This window comes from Sphingobacterium hungaricum (assembly GCF_015210005.1).
Taxonomy (GTDB): domain Bacteria; phylum Bacteroidota; class Bacteroidia; order Sphingobacteriales; family Sphingobacteriaceae; genus Sphingobacterium; species Sphingobacterium hungaricum.
The window spans coordinates 1-18,216 of the sequence record NZ_MU158697.1; the positions used below are offsets into that span (position 1 = coordinate 1).

The window sequence follows — 18,216 nt, forward strand, 5'->3', positions numbered from 1 at the left end:
GTGCGCCACTCTCATCAGTTTGCAGCAAGCTGCTCCCTGAATCCCGTCCGACTTGCATGTATTAGGCCTGCCGCTAGCGTTCATCCTGAGCCAGGATCAAACTCTCCATTGTAAAATGTAGTGTTCGACACCTAACTATCTATAAAATAATTAGAATTGTCTTTGTGTATTTCTAATCCGATTTGCTTAGCTTAAGTTTGTTTTTTGGAAGAAAAAATCTTCCTTGCGAACTTTCGCTCTCTTAAAGCTACTCGCTGCGTTTACATGATCATTTTCTTAAAGAACTTCTATCGCATCCGCTTCGCGCTTCTGCTTATATAACCTCGCTGCTGCCAGCTTGATCTTTTCGTTTTTATTCCCAAGATCCCTTCAGATCTTGTCCCCTTCGTTTCCGTTGGGACTGCAAAGGTAGAAATCTTTTCCGAACCTCCAAAACTTTTTTTTGATTTATTTTGTCTGGAACGTTCTGGGCTCGCTTTCCGCTATCGCTAGCTTCTAACTATATCCCCGATTTCCTTGCTTTTCAATGCTGTCCCTCCCTTGCGGAGTGGTGCAAAAGTAGAACTTTTAAACGCTAACTTCCAAATAGAATCTGAGAAATAATTTCGACTCTTATGTAAAGAGCTGTATTATAAAACGATAATTTTTTAAGAATAGTATAAAAAACTTTATTTTTTAAATACCCAATACTTTTGAAGCGGATAATTGAACCCTAAAGAAACAATAAGCTCAATCATTAGTCGGGTAATTTTATAATCGATTCCGGTAATTTCTGATAAGATTGGAGTGCCATGTGATTTTAAAAAAATACTGCCAATGACAACAATTACAAATTTCCAAAGCTGGTTTCCTATTGGGGTCGAGTTCTTACTATCTTTAAAAGTCCAAAATCGATTGATGGAAAAATTAACAACAGCACCGACTGTTCCGCTGACACGTATCGCATTCGTAACGGAAAAACCAAAAACTTCTTTGCACAAAAGCATGACTCCATAATCAACCATGCCTCCGATAAACGCCGAAAGTTGCGCTTTAAAAAATTGCTTAATCTTAACCCAGTTCATTTACTAATTATTAACCGACTTATTTTCTTTCTCTAATCGATCGCGCTCATCACCTAAATCCAACAGTTTTTTTGTATCCCCAATATTGATAAAAAATAGAATACATGTAATGACAATTACTAAATAATCCATTGTGCCAGGAAATAAAACTTCAAGCAATAAGACTAAGCAGATAATCACTCGTATTTCGGTCGGACCGACCAGGCCTGCATCGATGGTATATTTATCGGATATCTTATATCGAAGCTGAGAAATGATCATGCTCCAGCCATAGCAAGCGACAAGAAGAAAACCTGTCAATTCCCATTTGCCGTCAGCATAGATTACATAACCCAATCCGATCATGACCGTACTAACCCAATCCATAATGATATCTAAAGAAAAGCCATACCATTTACGAGATTTATTGCGGTAATAGGCAATCCGGCCATCCATGGAATCTCCTACCCAATTGATAATAAATCCCAGAATCCCTAAGAGCAAATAAGGAATGGCAACATACTTAGCCAGAATAAAACTAATCAATATCAATACCGAGCCGAACGTTCCGATTGCAGTCAATCCATCTGAACTGATCCATGAAGGAACACGCGGAACCAAATAGATAATTAATTTCTGCTCAGGCGAACTTAATATATTCGTGCGTTTTCTATCTGAGAATAGCGATTTATTTGCTTCCATTTATGATAACCATTTATTCACTTTATACCATTCAAGGGTTTCTTTCAAACCACTCTCAAGGTCATATTTTGGTTCAAAATTTAATTTATTTTTTACTTCTTCTATATCACAGCCCCAATTTTCCGCGGTCAATTCATTTAACCGCTCAGGATAAATCACTGGAGTTTTAGAAGATTTACTATACAGTTTCTGCAAGAGAATTGAAAAATACTCAACAATTCCATAAGGAATATGCACTCTGAATAATCTCTTTTTGAAAACACTTTTAAATATGTCAGCCATCGCATATTTTGTATATACGTGGCCATCGGTAATGTTGTAAGCTACAATTTCCGTTTCCCGTCCTCGAAGTGAGAGCAATAAAACGTCAACCAAATCCTTTACGTAAATAAAACTTAGTGCTTGGGGTTTGCGTCCTATATAAGGTTCGAAACCTTTATTCATGGTATCAAACAAAATAAATAGGTCTTTCTCGCGAGGTCCATAAACTGCAGTCGGACGGATAATCGTAATAGGCAAATCAGCGAAGTTCTCCTTGATCATCAGTTCCGCATCGCGTTTACTTCTCCCGTAAACCGTTACGGGATGATATGGACTATCATTTAAAATAAACTGATTTTCTTGAAAAGGAATTGGGCCTATCGCAGCAAGGCTGCTGACAAAAACGATTCGTTGGGGTTTTTCCGTTAATTTAGAAACAGAGGCTAAGAGGTTTTTAGTGAAATCTACATTCACGGTATACATCTCTTGTTCCGATTTTGATTTGGTCAAAGCTGCTGCATGAATAACAAAGTCATACTTCTCATTGCGCAGCAACTCATCTAAATCTTGGGAATTGTTCCAATCTGGATAAACAAATTTATCAACAAATGGAGCTATTTCGTCTTTCAGGCTTGACTGCCTAACAGCAGCATGCACTTCAAAAAGCTGGCTTTTGGCAGCTTCAACTAAATGCGAACCCACGAAACCACTAGCTCCAGTTATTAAAATCTTTTTTGTCATAGCGTCTTTTCGTAAAGACGGTATCTTTTATAAAGTTTGGCATTAATTTGTTCGATGGCATGATTCATTAAATAATTATGCTCCAACATCCATGAACATTCAGCTTCCTGAACATTATCTATCGTTCCATTTTTAATAATGCGCCCATACAGACATGCTTCGATACCCATTTTGCGATAATTCTCTAAAACACCAAGCATCATCACGCGAAGTGACTTCACTTTTTTAAGACCGAAAAGCAATTTGAAAATACCGAAAGGCAATAATCTTCCTCGTTTTATTTTTATCAAGATCTCATTGATGTTTGGAACACCTAAAGCAAAACCGACAATTTCGTCCCCTTTTTCTGCAATAATTGCATATTTAGGATTTACGATCTGTTTTAAATCTTTCGCCACATAATTGAATTCCTCATCTGTCATTGGGACAAAGGCTAGATTTTTATCCCAGGCTTTGTTGTAGATGGTTTTGATTTTCGCAACTTCGTTTTTAAAATCTTTTAAATTTATTTGGCGAAGCCGAATACCTGAACGTCCGAGGCGCTCTTCCAATTTATCCAATAATAGAACAGAACGCTTATTGGCATCATCTGAAGAAATTTGATAAGCTCTCAAATCAACTTTTTGACTAAAGCTGTAATTTAAAATCAAATCAATATAATATGCTTTATTGTATGGCATCATGGCCATTGGAGGACGGTCAAAACCTTCGACTAAAAGTCCAACGGTATCATTTGTCGTCAGATTAATCGGTCCAACAACGGTTGTTGCACCTTTCTGCTTTACCCAATTTTCTGCAGCTTCAAACAATTTATCGGCGACTTCCTGGTCATTGATGCAATCAAAAAAACCAAAATGACCTTCTTGAACATGATTGAATGAATTATTGTTCACATTCCAAATCGCGGCAATCCGGCCAACAATTTTCGCATCGCTGTAAGCCAAAAACAATTGAGCAGAAGAATGCAAGTAAAATGGATGTTTACCCGGAGTTAATAAATCTTCTTGCGCTAAAAATAATTCTGGCACATAATTCGGGTCTTCCGCATATAAATCATGTGGAAAATCAATAAAAGCCTTACGCTGCTTTTTTGATTCAACTGGAATGATCGTAATCATTTAGCTAATGAATGATTCTACTTCTAAACTTTTAAATGCTTTTGCCATTTTATCCACAGCTTCATCGATTTGGTCAAATGTATGTGTGGCCATAAGCGATAAACGGATCAATGATTCCTCAGCTGGAACTGCAGGAGCTACAACTGGGTTAACAAAAACGCCGTCGTCTTGAAGCATTTTGGTGATGATATAAGTCTTTTCGTTGTTGCGAATAAATACAGGAAGAATAGGACTTTGTGTATTTCCTAAGTCAAATCCATTTTCCAGCAACAGCTGTTTCGCATAATTTGTATTCGCCCAAAGCTTTTCAATATGTTCGGGTTCGTTCTCGATAATTTCCAGCGCTTTTAACGTTGATGCTACTGAAGCTGGCGTCATGCTCGCACTGAACATTAAAGAGCGTGCTTTATGTTTTAAATATTCGATCGTCGATTTATCCGCAGCGACGAAACCTCCTAAAGAAGCTAAGGACTTGCTGAATGTCCCCATAATCATATCCGTTTGATCGGTCACTCCAAAATGACTTGCAGTACCAGCTCCACGCTCTCCGATCACACCTAAACTGTGTGCATCATCAACCATAACAGCCGCATCAAACTCATTCGCCACTTTAATCAATTCTGGCAGGTCGACAATATCGCCTTCCATGCTAAAGATACCATCGGTAGCAATCAGCTTAAAACTATCTTCAGGAATCCTGGACAACTTGTCTCTTAAATCCTGAATATCGTTGTGTGCATATTTAATAACTTTGGAAAATGACAATCTACTTCCATCGATAATGGAAGCATGATTCCGTTCATCCAATAAGATATAATCGTTTCTTCCAGTAATGCAAGATAAAGGCCCAAGATTGGACTGGAAACCCGTACTGAACAATATCGCCGATTCCTTACCTACAAACGCCGCCAATTTTTCTTCAAGCTCAACGTGGATATCTAAAGTCCCGTTTAAGAAACGTGAACCTGCACAACCCGTCCCGTATTTTGCCAAAGCCTGCTGCGAAGCTTCGATAATACGTTGGTCAATTGTCAATCCTAAATATGAGTTTGAGCCAAACATAAGCACACGTTTGCCATCAATAACTACTTCAGTATCCTGTTTTGATTGGATAGGTCTAAAATAAGCATATAAATTTTTCGCTTTAAGTTCATCTAACTCAAGCAAAAACTTTGATGTTTTTTCATTTAATTTTCCCTTGCTCATTCTGGCGGTATATCTTAATAAATGATTCGTTTTTACTTTTTGAACATTTTTAATAAAATGTCAGTTTTTTTGTTTCCAAAGTTAAGTATAAATTAAGTAAATATGTACTAACGTTTTTAAACTTTATTTATGGAAATTGCGCAAACTTACAAAACTTCTCTTTTTGTTTTAGATTTGATTAACATATAAATATCATAAAATTAATTCAATATTAATAACTTGTTAATAAAGAATTGCTATTCAATAGGTATTAGTAGTATTTTGCTACATTTGTAGCTTATAAATAAGAATAAAAACAACGTATGGCTATAGAAGCAAGAGTCAATATAAAAAATAAAAAAGCATCATTTGAATACCATATTTTGGATAAATATGTGGCTGGATTATCTTTATTAGGCACTGAAATAAAATCGATTAGAAGCGGAAAAGCCAATATCAACGATAGTTTCTGTGCGTTTTTTGAAGATGGACTTTATATCCGCAACATGCACATCGCTGAATATTCATTTGGTTCTTTTTATAACCATGAATCCAAGCGCGACAGAAAACTTTTGCTGACCAAACGCGAATTAAAAAAGCTGAAAGAAAAAGGCGAAGAAAAAGGATTTACGATGATCCCATTGCGTATTTTTATCAATGAGCGTGGTTTCGCTAAAGTAGAAATTGCTTTAGCTCAAGGTAAAAAAGATTTCGATAAGCGTGACACAATCAAGGAAAGAGAATCCAAAAGAGAGTTAGACCGCGCGATGAAACACTAAAAGTATTGTCCGGCATACACGCCGGGCGTCACCCCTTCTCTCTTTTTAAATAGCCGAATAAAATAATTTACATCTGTAAAACCTGCGGTAAAACAAGTTTCTTTAACACTTTTCCGCTGGCTCAACATAAATTTAGCTAGGTTAATCCGTTCAGCAATAATGAATTCCATCGGACTGATCCCGAATTCATTTTTAAATATCCTAAATAAGCCTGCCTTACTCATATTCACTTTTTTAGCCAACACCTCAACGGTCAATTTATCGCTGATGTTATTCCGAATAAAATCTTTTAGATAATCGAATAGCGAACGGTTTGTCAACGTGTTTTCTTGCAAGACTAACAATCCCTGAGTCTGCATAACTTTAATCATCAGCTCTTTTAACGTTAAGTCTGCCAATGCTTCTTTGTGCATATTTTGGCTAAGGCTAATCTGAAATAATTTATTCGTTATTTCCGTTAATTCCAGACTGTTGTAGAAGTGAAATTTATCCAATTGGAATTCCCAAGAAGCTGTCCCATGATGTTTTGGGTAAAATTCATTGACATAATTAATGACATCGTTGATTTTTTGCTGGCTGATGGACAAGGCTGTACATTGGGTGGGATTGATCGATGTTGCTTCAGGGAAATCAATGATCATTTTTGAATAGGCTGGCAACACCAAAGTCTCACCTGGCGAGTAATCAAAAGCCGAAACGTCTTTAAGATGCATCACCTTCTTTCCTTTCAGCATATTGACGATTACCAAATCATCGAATTTCAAAGGAACCTCCAAACTTTTCTCATAGGTTTCGAAAACATTCAATTCAAATTGATTTAATGTAAACGCACGTCTGTTTTCAACCAATGTATTGATTTCATTTTTCTTTGAAAACGGAAGAGATTCTAAAAGATGCAAATTACCCATAGCCTGTACTATTTATAATTGGAGAGTCTATCAAATATACTAATTCTACTTACAATTTAAAAAATGTGATTGTCACGATAATGCTATTACTTGAAACCATAATGCTACTTAAAAAATTCTTTTCCAAGTAAATTTGAAGATAACCATTACGTAAAATATAAAAATTAGTGATATGAGTATAATTCAAAGACCTGCGTTCAAAGAACGCTATGACAATTACATCGGAGGAGAATTTGTTGCTCCGATCAACGGAAATTATTTTGACAACATTTCTCCATTGGATGGAAAACCATTTACCAAAGTTGCGCATTCTTCAAAAGAAGATATTGCCTTGGCAGTGGATACCGCGGCCAAAGCTTTTGAAACTTGGAAATTGACATCTGCAACAGAACGCAGCATTATTCTGAATAAAATTGCAGACCGCATCGAACAGAACTTAGATCATATTGCGGCAGTAGAAACGATTGACAATGGTAAAGCAGTAAGGGAAACCTTAAATGCGGACATTCCCTTGGTTGTGGATCATTTCCGTTATTTCGCAGGCGTGATCCGTGCGGAAGAAGGTTCGCTGAGCGAATTGGACAGCAACACGGTTTCGCTGATTGTTCACGAGCCTATTGGTGTGGTTGCTCAAATTATTCCTTGGAATTTCCCAATTCTAATGGCTGTTTGGAAATTGGCTCCTGCATTAGCCGCAGGCTGTACAGTTGTCTTAAAACCAGCAGAAAGCACACCCGTTTCAATATTGGTTTTAATGGAACTGATCGGTGATTTGTTGCCTCCAGGTGTTGTGAATATTGTGAATGGATTTGGATCAGAACTAGGACGTACATTGGTCACCAATCCAAAAATCTCGAAAGCAGCCTTTACAGGTTCGACGGCTACAGGTAGATTGGTGATGCAGTATGCAACAGAAAACATTATTCCGGTAACATTGGAATTAGGAGGTAAATCGCCGAACATTTTCTTCAGCTCCGTAATGGATCAGGATGATGCATATTTGGACAAAGCCATTGAAGGCGCTGTTTTATTTGCGCTGAATCAAGGTGAAATCTGTACTGCTCCTTCTCGGTTATTGATTCAAGAAGATATTTACGACAAATTTATTGCTCGTGTCATCGAACGCGTCAATCAGATTAAAGTCGGCAATCCATTAGATCCAACCGTCATGATGGGTGCGCAAGCTTCAAAAATCCAAAAAGACAAAATCATGTCGTACATCAAGCTGGGTAAGGAAGAAGGTGCAGAAGTATTGACCGGTGGTGATGAAAATATTCTTGGAGAAGGTTTGGAAGAGGGATATTACATCAAACCAACCTTGTTCAAAGGCAACAATAAAATGCGCATTTTCCAAGAAGAAATCTTTGGCCCTGTATTGGCGGTGACTACGTTTAAAGATGAGAAAGAAGCGATAGAAATTGCGAATGATACGATCTACGGATTAGGCGCAGGCGTCTGGACGAGAGATGCGCATCAGCTGTACCAAATTCCAAGAGCAATTCAAGCTGGTCGCGTTTGGGTAAATCAATACCACAGCTATCCAGCCGGAGCGCCGTTTGGAGGATACAAACAATCTGGAATTGGCCGCGAAAACCATAAAATGATGCTGGGTTATTACAGACAAACTAAAAACATGCTCATTTCGTACAGCAAAGAAAAATTAGGATTTTTCTAAAATCAATCCCGTAGTGGATTTATATCTAGAAGTTTTAATAATCAAACAACAAAACCTAGCTTTATGCTGGGTTTTGTTAAATTTAAGGAGGACAAGAAATGGTATCAAGACTAGATGCAACAGAGAAAGCTTTGGCTCTTATCGATGAGCTGGAAGAAAAACACGGACCGCTGATGTTTTACCAGGCTGGAGGATGCTGTGAAGGAACGCAGCCTCAATGTTTTGAGAAAGGCGGATTTTATCCTCGGATGAATGACGTTCTGATCGGACATATAAAAGGATACGAATTTTGGATAGACCGAGATTTATTCGAGTATTGGCAATATTCGCATTTTATGCTAGATGTACTGGACGGATTTGGACCGGGAGGGTTTTCGTTGGAAACACCTTTGGGAAAGACATTTAAAGTGCACTATCGTTTATTTAATGAAGAAGAGTTAAAAGATTTAGAACCCGTAGAACGCAACGCATAACATACATGACAAAATTATTTGAGCCTTTGGCTTTAGCAACAATTTCTTTAAAAAACAGATTAGTCGTATCGCCGATGTGCCAATACTCGGCGGATCAAGGATTTCCTACGGACTGGCATTTGGTACATTTAGGTCAATTCGCCGCAGGCAAAGCAGGCGCAGTAATTCAGGAAGCTACTGCAGTCGCGCCTGAAGGCCGGATTTCTTATTGGGATTTGGGGATTTGGTCGGACGAACAGGGAAAAGCCTACCAAAAAATCACTGATTTTATCAAATCGCAAGGTTCAATTCCAGGGATTCAATTGGCGCATGCTGGCCGAAAAGCAAGCGACAACCGTCCTTGGGAAGGACGCGGACAATTTGCTCCTGAACATGAATTCGGCTGGCAAACCGTGGCTCCTTCTGCTATTCCTTTCAGCGAACGAGATTTTATCCCGAAGGAATTAACGGTTGAAGAAACTCAAGAACTCGTTTCCCAATTTAAATCTGCGGCCGAACGAGCGGTAAAAGCGGGCTATGAAATTGTTGAAATCCATGCTGCTCATGGCTATCTGATCCATCAATTCCTTTCACCTTTGGTGAATAAAAGAACAGATAATTACGGAGGAAGTTTTGAGAATCGAATCCGCTTTCTGTTGGAAATCGTGGAAGCGATTAAACCTATCACTGCAAACAAATCCCTTTGGGTTCGAATATCGGCAACAGACTGGGCGGAAAATGGCTGGGATTTAGAACAATCCATTGCGTTAACATCAGTTTTAAAAACTAAAGGTGTGGAAGTGATTGATGTTTCTTCCGGCGGGGCTGTACATCATCAAAAAATTACGGTGGAGCCAGGATATCAAGTTCCTTTTGCTGACGCAATAAAAAATCAGACAGGAATGATTACGGCGGCAGTTGGCTTAATCACAGAAGCACAGCAAGCCGAAACAATTTTAGAAGAAAATCAAGCTGACCTGATCTTAGTCGCTAGAAAATTCTTGCAAAGTCCGCATTTTGTTTATGAAGCAGCCAAAGAATTGGGAGCTGAGTTAGACTGGGCGCCGCAGTATGCGAGGGCGAAGGGGTAGTTCTAGATATGAGACGGGAGATTTGAGATTTGAGAAAATTGCATAACTTATTATTGCTCCGTAGGAGCAAAATGTTTGTAGAAAGAATATCCCTTTGAAATTTGTGCTCCGTAGGCGCCCAACCTTTTTGAGATTTAGGATGAGTAGATTTGAGATATGAGATTTAGTTTCAAGTAAAATGCCTCCAAAAAGTAGAGGCATTTTAATTAAGAAAATTCTTCAACACCTAAATTTTCTAAAACCGGTGTTGGCTTTTTATCTTCGCCGATCGCGACGAATGAGAAGACGCCTGAAATCGCCAGCTCGCGACCATCAACATACATGTCTTCCAAAAAGATATCTACACGAACTTTGATGCTCGTGCGCCCGACATGAATGACTTCCGCAATTGCTTCAATCATGCTCCCAGATGGAATTGCCTTTTTGAAATCAATTCGGTCTGAAGAGACCGTGACCAATGTTTTGCGGCAAAATCGAGTTGCACACATAAATGCCGTTTCATCCATTAAAGCCATTGCTTTTCCACCAAACAAGGTATCGTGATGATTTGTCGTGAATGGAAAAACAGTCATAAAATGGCGCGTAATGGACTGTTCAATACGCTCTGCTACCGTCATATCAGAAATATTCAATTTAATAAAATTATAATTTATCTACATCAATGCCTATACCCTTTAACAGCATTGACGCGTTAAAAATCGTACAAGCACCCTCCTTTAATTTGTAATCAAATATCATTTCTCCATCTTTGACCTGAATGTCAAAATGAAAATTATGTATTTGATCGTATTCATCGGCTAGGGAAGCCAATTGCAAATCATGCGTGGCAACCATACCTTTACCTTCTAACGAAAGCAATTTTTTAATAATGGCCTTCGAGCCTAAATATTTATCAACTGAATTCGTTCCTCTAAGCATTTCATCGATGATGAAAAAACTTGTTTTATCGGCTTCTACAGTTTGGAGAATGTATTTCATTCTATCCAATTCCGCTTTAAACGTTGATGTGCTTTCATTCAGCGAATCCTTGATTCGCATATAACTGATCAAGGAGTAAATCGGTGTTGAAAATTGCTTTGCACAAACAACAGCTCCTGCATACGCCAACACCGCATTAATGCCCACAGTTCGTAAAAACGTACTTTTACCAGCCATGTTTGAACCGGTGATCAATGCAATGCGATGATCTTGGTTCGTATAGTCATTGGCCACCGCCACATCAGAATGGATCAGCGGATGATTAATTTCATCGCAAGAAAGCTTATCTTCCAAAGGATTTGCCAAAATTGTAGGCGTACCCCAATCTGGATGATTTCTTTTGAGAATCGCTAAACTATTTAATGCTTCTATTTCGGCGATGACGTCGAAAGCACGCAACACAATGTCTTCATTTTCTTTTTTCCAGGCGATGATCGCCATGACTTGCTTAAAATCCCATAGAAAAATAATGTTTAAAATCGTTGCCATAAACATATTGTTTCGGGCATCAAGTTTATTGATCAAGGAAGACAATTGATCGATCGAAGACGAAATCTTCTTGTCTTTTAGCAAGATTTTTTGCTGCAGTTCTTTATTTCTTTTGGCATTCCAAGTTCTGCTCTCTACCAATGCAATTGCGTCAGCATAGGATTTCAGGAGCTCGCCAACCTTGTCGATTTTACTCGAAAACACGCCAATTCGTCCCGCCTGAGACATCGCTGCGAACAAATGCAACAACGCTAGAATAGCCATGTAACCCCAAACCGGATAAATAAAAACAGAAACTAAAACTCCAGCTATAAAAATAAATGGCGAAGCCAATACATAATAGTTCAACAATGTTGAACCAAAATTAAATGCCGAATCTTTAAAGTAGCGTGTTAGGAAAGACTTAATCTCAATCTTTTGCTCCAAATTAAATAATAGTTTCGACTGAAAGTCTTGACTCCATTCTACATTTTCGGCCAACTCGGCAACTGCTTGCTGACGCTCTAAAATTTCATCTCTTGCACTCGATTTCAAAAACCAATTTGACAGGATGGTATTGCCTAAAACTGTCGCACAGCGATTGACCAGCGTATACAAAGAATAGGAACCAAAAATATCCAAATCGGATGTATACGGATGATGACCATCTTCATGCGTTTCGCCTTTATTGTAAATGGTTTTCCGATCTTGCTTTAACGTAATTTCATTTTCATTTACACGCAAAAAAGCCATTCTTTCTAGCTTCAGTTTCTCCAATCTGCTCTGGCGATTGACTAAAAAGAAAAACAAAAGAACTAGCACAACTGTGCTGATGAGCACTAAAGAAACGTTATTGAGTTGAAAGGTGTAGAACAAAAAACCTGCACCAAAGACGATAACCGCCAGTCGTGCTAAACTATTTTGTGTGATGGATTTATCTATTTTGTTGATTTCTGCTTGAGCAAGCTCACCGTTTTTTTTGTAGAATTCAATCATTTATGTAAAATAAAAAACTTGGAAAAGCCAAGCGCGATTTTGTCAGCCATAAAAATAGGAAATATCCCACCTAAGTGAAAACTTACCAGGCTTTATCGCCGACCAAAGGTACGAAACGAAACGTATCCAATTCAATCCGTTCAAAATCATTTTCACCAACGCGAAGAATGGTGATCATTTTCTGGGATTGCTCATCCCCTACCGGAATGACTAATAAACCGCCTAATTTCAACTGTTGCAACATAACCTCTGGAACAAAAGGTGCTCCTGCTGTGACAATTATTTTATCATAAGGCGCATGCTCAGGAATTCCTTTGGAACCATCCCCGCAAAAAAACTGAGGTCTGTAGCCCATGTAAGGCAATACCTGAATCGTCCGGTTGTATAGATTTTCTTGGCGTTCGATGGTGTAGACTGTCGCGCCAAGCTCCAACAAAATGCAGGTTTGATAGCCAGAACCTGTGCCGATTTCTAGAATTTTGTCGCCTTTTTTTACGTGCAGCAGTTCAGATTGATAAGCAACCGTGTAGGGCTGAGAAATGGTCTGTCCATCTCCTATCGGAAATGCAATATCCCGATAAGCTTGGTTCCAAAAAGTTTCGTCGAAGAAAAAATGTCTAGGAACTTTTCCTATTGCCTTTAATACATTTTTGTCTTCAATACCTCTATTTTCTAAGAGTTTTACGAGTTGTTTTCGAGCCCCTTTCTCGCGGTAGTTGTCATCGAATTTGTATGCCATTGTTATCCAAAAATAGCATTGTTAAGCCATATTTAGGCAATTTAACTACAATATATTCTACCTGAGTGAGATAAAGTTTTGGAAATTGAGTAACTTAGAATCCTCAACAATATCCAACATGAAAAAACTCTCGCTCTTTATCATCATCCTGTTTGTTCAAATAAGTGTTTGCCTCGCTCAGATCAATGAAACGCTAAAAGTTTTGGCTATTGGCAATAGTTTTTCTGAAGATGCGATCGAACAGTACCTGCATGAATTGGCCTTAGCGGCGGATAAGCAGATCATTATCGGAAATTTATATATCGGAGGCGCGCCTTTGGATTTGCATGTGCAGAATTCCATCGAAAATAAAGATGCTTACAGCTATCGGAAGATTGGCCTAGATGGCAAAAAGGTTACCGTAGAAAAAGTAAGCCTTGAGAAAGCACTGCATGATGAAGATTGGGATTACGTCAGCCTACAGCAAGCAAGTCCCTTATCGGGAAAATATGATTTAATTATGGAAAGCCTCCCACTGCTCATCGGCTATGTACAGCAGCAAACCAGCGAAAACATAAAACTTATTTTTCATCAAACATGGGCTTATCAGCAGGATTCAAAACACGATGGATTTAAAAATTACGATAGCAATCAGATGACCATGTACAAAAGCATCGCGAGCACAACGAAAGAACTTGATAAGTCAGGCTTATTTGCGATGATCATTCCGTCAGGAACAGCGATCCAAAATGCGCGCACTAGCAGCATTGCTGACCATTTCACACGCGATGGCTACCATTTGGAATTAAATTATGGACGATTTACGGTCGCTTGTACTTGGTACGAAAAATTATTTGGGCTGGATGTCAGAAAAAACTCGTACAGACCTGAACAGGTCACTGAATTGCAAGCTAAAATCGCAAAAGAGGCGGCGCATAAAGCCGTCAAGAAACCTTACAAAATATCGAAGGTTAGGCTATAATAATTTAAATTGAAATAGCGTTCTAAGAAAAATTGATCGGATAGGCCATGATCAACATAGGTAGACATAGTATTTTATTTTTTGTCTTCACAACCCAAATCTGCTTGGTCCAAGAAAGCAACAAAGAAACCGCTGCCATGCAAACAGAACGATACAACAGAGGTTGGGAAAAATTAAAAGAAATTGACGGCGAAGCCGGCGAAAAGGTAATTCAATCCCTGAAAGACATTTCGCCCGATTTAGGAAGGTTTATTATCGAGTACGCATTTGGCGATGTGTATAGCCGAGATGGGCTCCATTTAAAATCGAAAGAAATCGCAGTCGTAGCCGCATTAACGGCAATGGGCAATGCACAGCCTCAATTGAAAGTACATTTACACGGCGCTTTAAATACAGGAAGCACAATCAACGAAATAAAAGAAGTGATTTTGCAGATGGTCGTTTATTCGGGTTTCCCCAATAGCCTGAACTCCATGAACGCGTTTAAAGAAGTACTGTCAGAGCGAAAAGAACATGGATTGAATGATGAGATTGGAAAAGAGCCCTCAAATCTGCAGTCCGACAGCAGACTTGAACAAGGCGAAAAAGAATTATCAAAATTAGACAGTTCACAAGTACAGCGATTACAAGATGCTTATCAAGAATTCGCTCCCGACTTGGTAAAATTGACCTTGGAATTTGGTTATGGCGATATCTTTTCGAGGGATAATCTGGATAAGAAACATCGGCAGATAGCGACCATCGCAGCTTTGACGGCCTTGGGAAATGCAAGTCCGCAGTTGAAATTCCATATCAATGCTGGATTAAATATTGGACTTTCCATTGAGAATATCCGAGAAATCATGTTATTGATGACGGTTTACGCAGGCTTTCCTGCTGCAATTAATGGTACAAATGCATTGAAAGAAGCCGTTAATGAACGCTTAAAAGCAAAAGATTAATACGGATCTACATCCAATAAAACACGAACGCCATTGTTATTTTTATCCACCTGAAATAGCACGATTGATTTAGTCAAAAATTCTTTGACTTTCGATACAGAGATTCCAACACGGTCGATTTTTAAGGTAATATTCTGAATGTATTGATTCCGAACCCGACTGATCAATGGCGGTTCCGGACCAATTACGCGATGCGCTAGTTGTGTGCGGAGAAGTTGCGCCAAACGTTGCGCAGCATCCTGAGCGGTTTGTTGGCTGCTATGTTTTAATGAGATTTGAATCAGCTTATAAAATGGCGGATAATGATAATTCTTCCGTTCGATAATTTCTTGATTGAACATGCCCTCGTAATCGTGATTAACGACCTGTTGCAAAACCCGATGGTTTGGTGTGTAGGTTTGAATAATCACTTTACTTTCCGACTGCCGTCTGCCAGCGCGGCCAGCAACTTGAGAAAACAAAGTGAATGCACGTTCGTACGCCCTGAAATCCGGATAATTAATCATGGAATCTGCATTCAAAATCCCTATTAAATTTACGCGTCCAAAATCCAGTCCTTTTGCAATCATTTGTGTACCGATTAAAATATCGTATTCTTGCTCATCAAATGCGGTCAATATTTTATCGAAACCGTACTTTCCTTTTGTGGAATCCAAATCCAGCCGGGCAATGCGCGCCTTGGGCAATAATAGCTGCAATTCCTCTTCGACCCTTTCGGTTCCAAACCCTTTGCTATCAATATGCGGCATTCCGCAAGCTGGGCACACCGAAACGGGCGGTTCTGTATGTCCGCAATAATGGCAATGCAAATGATGTGTCGCTTTGTGGTAAGTTAAACTCACATCGCAATTCACGCATTTCGCTACCCAGCCACAGGTTTTGCATTGCAAAAATGGCGTATGACCTCTCCTGTTTTGGAATAGAATAATCTGTTCTTTTTTAGCAATGCTCTCTTCCATACTTCGCAGGAGCGTTCCTGTGAAATACGTGAACATATCATCTTTCCTACCTTCTTCGGTCATGTTCAGAATCTGAATGCTTGGTACTTCAGCATCGCCATAACGCTCTTTCAATTCAACTAAAGCATATTTTTCGGCTTTCGCATTGTAGTAACTTTCAATCGAAGGCGTTGCCGAACCCAAAAGTATTTTTGAACCGAACTTAGAAGCTAAATAAATGGCCGTGTCGCGCGCATGGTAGCGAGGCGCTGGGTCTTGCTGTTTGTACGATGTTTCATGTTCCTCATCAACGATAATCAGTCCCAAATCTTGGAAAGGCAGAAATATAGATGAGCGGGCACCGACCACGACTTGAAACTCTTTGCTCATGACTTTGTGCCATACCTCGGCACGTTCATTGTCGTTAAATTTGGAATGGTAAACCCCCAATTTATTGCCAAAATATAATTTAAGGCGTTCGGTAATTTGCGTAGTTAATGCAATTTCAGGAAGCAGAAACAAAGCCGATTTTCCTGAAGCTAACATTTCCTCAATCAACCGAATATAAATCTGCGTTTTCCCTGAAGCAGTCACTCCATGCAATAACAGCACATCTTTTTCCGCAAAGCCACGATGAACTTCTTCCAAAGCGGTTTGCTGTGCCGGACTAAAGCTGTATTCTTTTTGAATATCCACGTCATATCCTGCAAACCGGCTTACGACCTTTTCATTGACGACAAATATTTCTTTATCAATCAACGCCTTCAAGGTACCAGCTGCGACTCCTGCGAGCTCCATCACTTCCTTACGGGAAATATCTTTCTTTACTTTTTGCAACTGAAAAAATGCCAAGACAGCATCTTGTTGTTTCTCTGCCTTATTTAATGAATCCAACAATTCTTTAAAACCTTCGGCATCAGAAAATTCCGGATTTAAGGTTAAATATGCTTTTGTTTTAGCTTTATAGCGCTGCTTTATTTCTTCAGAAATCAGAATAAACCCTTTGTCAAAAAGCGATTTCAACAATGGAAAAACAGATTTTTGACCAAGAATCTTCATCACATCACTGACTTTTAGTTCAGGTGCAATATCGAGCGCATCAAGCACCAAAAAAGCCTTATCTGAAAGTGTAGAGCGGTCTAATTCTGGATTATTGGAAGCAACAATTTTCGTTTCCGAAGCCATTTTCAGTGCTGCCGGCAACGCAGCCTGCATAATTTCGCCTAAATAGCACATGTAATAGGATGCCATCCAATCCCAAAGTTCCAGCTGTTTCGGAAGCACAATCGGCTGGTCATCCACTACATCTAAAATATACTTGGCTTCATATTTTTGCGGGGCTTCTTTTTGGATGCTTCGAACAATGGCGGAATATATTTTATTCCGTCCGAATTGCACAATCACTCGAACTCCGACTTGAATGCGGCTGTTTAAATCTTGAGGAACACGATAGGTATAGGTTTTCGCTATTGCCAAAGGCAAAATCACTTCAATAAATAAAGTACTATGATGGTCATCAAATAATTCCTCGTTTGCCATTTCAACAAAAATAACAAAACATCAAGATAATACGTGTACAATATTTTTAGATGTGAGATTTGAGATGTGAGATTTGAGAATTAATGCTTATTATCAAATACCTAAAGTTTTCTCAGCAAAATTTAATTCCGCTGAAATCTTTCCACTCTTTTGAATTTTTCTTTTTTAATTTTTACTTATTATGCCTTGTGCTTCATTGCAGCGACAAACAATCCAATCCATCCAACAATAAAAAACAAACCTCCTATCGGTGTGATTGGGCCTAAAAACGAACTATTTGTCCATCCAATTAAGTCACGGACGCTCAATAAATACAAAGAACCCGAGAATAAGAAGATTCCGATAACGAATGCGATAAAAGAAACGCGAATGGATTGACTTTTTGCTCTAGAGAATGTAGATAAAAACAGAATGGCCAGCGTGTGATAAAAATGGTATTGATTAGCAGTCTTCCATGTGTCTATTTGGTATTCGCTTACTTCCCCCTCCAAACCATGCGCTCCGAAAGCACCGAGAATAACTGCTAAAAGCCCAAAAAGCGATGCAGTAAGTATGATTTGTTTATTCATGTATATGCAAAAAAATTAAATCAATTAATAATTGTGGATAAATGTAAAAAATATAGCTTAAATACCTGTCATTTTTTTCCGAATCTGTCTGTTTTTAGACATTGGGAATAGCTAAGTACATTCATCCAAGCG

Annotated in this window: 17 protein-coding genes and 1 rRNA gene; 6 read left to right on the forward strand and 12 right to left on the reverse strand. The window is 38.8% G+C overall.

The window, feature by feature from the left end; genetic code table 11:
• From C4F49_RS00005 to spt, 6 genes are all read right to left on the reverse strand, one after another.
• Positions 1-112 (reverse strand): 16S ribosomal RNA (locus C4F49_RS00005); the annotation flags it as partial.
• Positions 113-668: 556 nt separating this feature from the next.
• Positions 669-1,064 (reverse strand): GtrA family protein, encoded by a 396-nt coding sequence (locus tag C4F49_RS00010; protein ID WP_196933779.1) that lies wholly within the window; start codon positions 1,062-1,064, stop codon positions 669-671.
• 3 nt (positions 1,065-1,067) lie between these two features.
• Entirely contained in the window at positions 1,068-1,745 is a 678-nt protein-coding gene (locus C4F49_RS00015) for a CDP-alcohol phosphatidyltransferase family protein (RefSeq protein ID WP_196933780.1), read from the reverse strand.
• Complete coding sequence (locus C4F49_RS00020) at positions 1,746-2,747, reverse strand: NAD-dependent epimerase/dehydratase family protein (RefSeq protein ID WP_196933781.1); 1,002 nt, start codon at positions 2,745-2,747, stop codon at positions 1,746-1,748.
• Positions 2,744-3,865, reverse strand: coding sequence for a hypothetical protein (locus tag C4F49_RS00025; protein ID WP_196933782.1), 1,122 nt, complete (start codon positions 3,863-3,865; stop codon positions 2,744-2,746). The genes C4F49_RS00020 and C4F49_RS00025 overlap by 4 nt, the downstream gene beginning before the upstream one ends.
• Positions 3,866-5,071 (reverse strand): serine palmitoyltransferase, encoded by a 1,206-nt coding sequence (gene spt / locus C4F49_RS00030; protein ID WP_196933783.1) that lies wholly within the window; start codon positions 5,069-5,071, stop codon positions 3,866-3,868.
• A 302-nt stretch (positions 5,072-5,373) separates the two neighbouring features.
• Between spt and smpB the strand changes: the two genes are divergently transcribed.
• The gene (smpB, locus tag C4F49_RS00035; RefSeq protein WP_196933784.1) at positions 5,374-5,829 is read left to right on the forward strand and encodes an SsrA-binding protein SmpB; all 456 of its coding nucleotides are present in this window, start codon (positions 5,374-5,376) and stop codon (positions 5,827-5,829) included.
• Here the strand turns inward: smpB and C4F49_RS00040 are convergent.
• The gene (locus C4F49_RS00040; RefSeq protein ID WP_196933785.1) at positions 5,826-6,737 is read right to left on the reverse strand and encodes a helix-turn-helix domain-containing protein; all 912 of its coding nucleotides are present in this window, start codon (positions 6,735-6,737) and stop codon (positions 5,826-5,828) included. The genes smpB and C4F49_RS00040 overlap by 4 nt on opposite strands.
• A gap of 172 nt (positions 6,738-6,909) precedes the next feature.
• Between C4F49_RS00040 and C4F49_RS00045 the strand changes: the two genes are divergently transcribed.
• From C4F49_RS00045 to C4F49_RS00055, 3 genes are all read left to right on the forward strand, one after another.
• Positions 6,910-8,412, forward strand: a complete 1,503-nt coding sequence (locus C4F49_RS00045; RefSeq protein ID WP_196933786.1) for an aldehyde dehydrogenase family protein — start codon at positions 6,910-6,912, stop codon at positions 8,410-8,412.
• 98 nt (positions 8,413-8,510) lie between these two features.
• Positions 8,511-8,885, forward strand: a complete 375-nt coding sequence (locus C4F49_RS00050) for a DUF779 domain-containing protein (RefSeq protein ID WP_196933787.1) — start codon at positions 8,511-8,513, stop codon at positions 8,883-8,885.
• Between the two features lie 5 nt (positions 8,886-8,890).
• Positions 8,891-9,955: an NADH:flavin oxidoreductase/NADH oxidase gene (locus tag C4F49_RS00055; protein ID WP_196933788.1), complete on the forward strand. Its 1,065-nt coding sequence runs from the start codon at positions 8,891-8,893 to the stop codon at positions 9,953-9,955.
• A 206-nt stretch (positions 9,956-10,161) separates the two neighbouring features.
• Here the strand turns inward: C4F49_RS00055 and C4F49_RS00060 are convergent, their stop codons facing one another.
• The 3 genes from C4F49_RS00060 to C4F49_RS00070 form a co-directional block, all read right to left on the reverse strand.
• Entirely contained in the window at positions 10,162-10,572 is a 411-nt protein-coding gene (locus C4F49_RS00060) for an acyl-CoA thioesterase (RefSeq protein WP_196933789.1), read from the reverse strand.
• A gap of 25 nt (positions 10,573-10,597) precedes the next feature.
• Positions 10,598-12,397, reverse strand: a complete 1,800-nt coding sequence (locus C4F49_RS00065) for a MutS-related protein (protein WP_196933790.1) — start codon at positions 12,395-12,397, stop codon at positions 10,598-10,600.
• An 82-nt stretch (positions 12,398-12,479) separates the two neighbouring features.
• Positions 12,480-13,136 (reverse strand): protein-L-isoaspartate(D-aspartate) O-methyltransferase, encoded by a 657-nt coding sequence (locus C4F49_RS00070; protein ID WP_196933791.1) that lies wholly within the window; start codon positions 13,134-13,136, stop codon positions 12,480-12,482.
• A gap of 118 nt (positions 13,137-13,254) precedes the next feature.
• Here C4F49_RS00070 and C4F49_RS00075 point away from each other — a divergent pair, with 118 nt between their 5' ends.
• Both C4F49_RS00075 and C4F49_RS00080 read left to right on the forward strand, forming a co-directional pair.
• Positions 13,255-14,097 carry a DUF4886 domain-containing protein gene (locus tag C4F49_RS00075; protein ID WP_196933792.1) on the forward strand — a complete coding sequence of 281 codons (843 nt, stop codon included), beginning with the start codon at positions 13,255-13,257 and terminating at the stop codon, positions 14,095-14,097.
• Between the two features lie 47 nt (positions 14,098-14,144).
• Complete coding sequence (locus C4F49_RS00080; protein WP_231388153.1) at positions 14,145-15,038, forward strand: carboxymuconolactone decarboxylase family protein; 894 nt, start codon at positions 14,145-14,147, stop codon at positions 15,036-15,038.
• On the opposite strand, the gene priA is transcribed toward C4F49_RS00080, so the two are convergent.
• Both priA and C4F49_RS00090 read right to left on the reverse strand, forming a co-directional pair.
• Entirely contained in the window at positions 15,035-17,515 is a 2,481-nt protein-coding gene (gene priA, locus C4F49_RS00085) for a replication restart helicase PriA (RefSeq protein WP_196933793.1), read from the reverse strand. The genes C4F49_RS00080 and priA overlap by 4 nt on opposite strands.
• Positions 17,516-17,694: 179 nt before the next feature.
• Complete coding sequence (locus tag C4F49_RS00090; RefSeq protein WP_196933794.1) at positions 17,695-18,084, reverse strand: DUF423 domain-containing protein; 390 nt, start codon at positions 18,082-18,084, stop codon at positions 17,695-17,697.
• Positions 18,085-18,216: the final 132 nt, after the last annotated feature.

Bases quoted from the DNA above. Each gene is read 5' to 3' on its own strand.
- C4F49_RS00010 (WP_196933779.1), bottom strand. From the start codon at position 1,064: ATGAACTGGGTTAAGATTAAGCAATTTTTTAAAGCGCAACTTTCGGCG.
- C4F49_RS00015 (WP_196933780.1), bottom strand. From the start codon at position 1,745: ATGGAAGCAAATAAATCGCTATTCTCAGATAGAAAACGCACGAATATA.
- C4F49_RS00020 (WP_196933781.1), bottom strand. From the start codon at position 2,747: ATGACAAAAAAGATTTTAATAACTGGAGCTAGTGGTTTCGTGGGTTCG.
- C4F49_RS00025 (WP_196933782.1), bottom strand. From the start codon at position 3,865: ATGATTACGATCATTCCAGTTGAATCAAAAAAGCAGCGTAAGGCTTTT.
- spt (WP_196933783.1), bottom strand. From the start codon at position 5,071: ATGAGCAAGGGAAAATTAAATGAAAAAACATCAAAGTTTTTGCTTGAG.
- smpB (WP_196933784.1), top strand. From the start codon at position 5,374: ATGGCTATAGAAGCAAGAGTCAATATAAAAAATAAAAAAGCATCATTT.
- C4F49_RS00040 (WP_196933785.1), bottom strand. From the start codon at position 6,737: ATGGGTAATTTGCATCTTTTAGAATCTCTTCCGTTTTCAAAGAAAAAT.
- C4F49_RS00045 (WP_196933786.1), top strand. From the start codon at position 6,910: ATGAGTATAATTCAAAGACCTGCGTTCAAAGAACGCTATGACAATTAC.
- C4F49_RS00050 (WP_196933787.1), top strand. From the start codon at position 8,511: ATGGTATCAAGACTAGATGCAACAGAGAAAGCTTTGGCTCTTATCGAT.
- C4F49_RS00055 (WP_196933788.1), top strand. From the start codon at position 8,891: ATGACAAAATTATTTGAGCCTTTGGCTTTAGCAACAATTTCTTTAAAA.
- C4F49_RS00060 (WP_196933789.1), bottom strand. From the start codon at position 10,572: ATGACGGTAGCAGAGCGTATTGAACAGTCCATTACGCGCCATTTTATG.
- C4F49_RS00065 (WP_196933790.1), bottom strand. From the start codon at position 12,397: ATGATTGAATTCTACAAAAAAAACGGTGAGCTTGCTCAAGCAGAAATC.
- C4F49_RS00070 (WP_196933791.1), bottom strand. From the start codon at position 13,136: ATGGCATACAAATTCGATGACAACTACCGCGAGAAAGGGGCTCGAAAA.
- C4F49_RS00075 (WP_196933792.1), top strand. From the start codon at position 13,255: ATGAAAAAACTCTCGCTCTTTATCATCATCCTGTTTGTTCAAATAAGT.
- C4F49_RS00080 (WP_231388153.1), top strand. From the start codon at position 14,145: ATGATCAACATAGGTAGACATAGTATTTTATTTTTTGTCTTCACAACC.
- priA (WP_196933793.1), bottom strand. From the start codon at position 17,515: ATGGCAAACGAGGAATTATTTGATGACCATCATAGTACTTTATTTATT.
- C4F49_RS00090 (WP_196933794.1), bottom strand. From the start codon at position 18,084: ATGAATAAACAAATCATACTTACTGCATCGCTTTTTGGGCTTTTAGCA.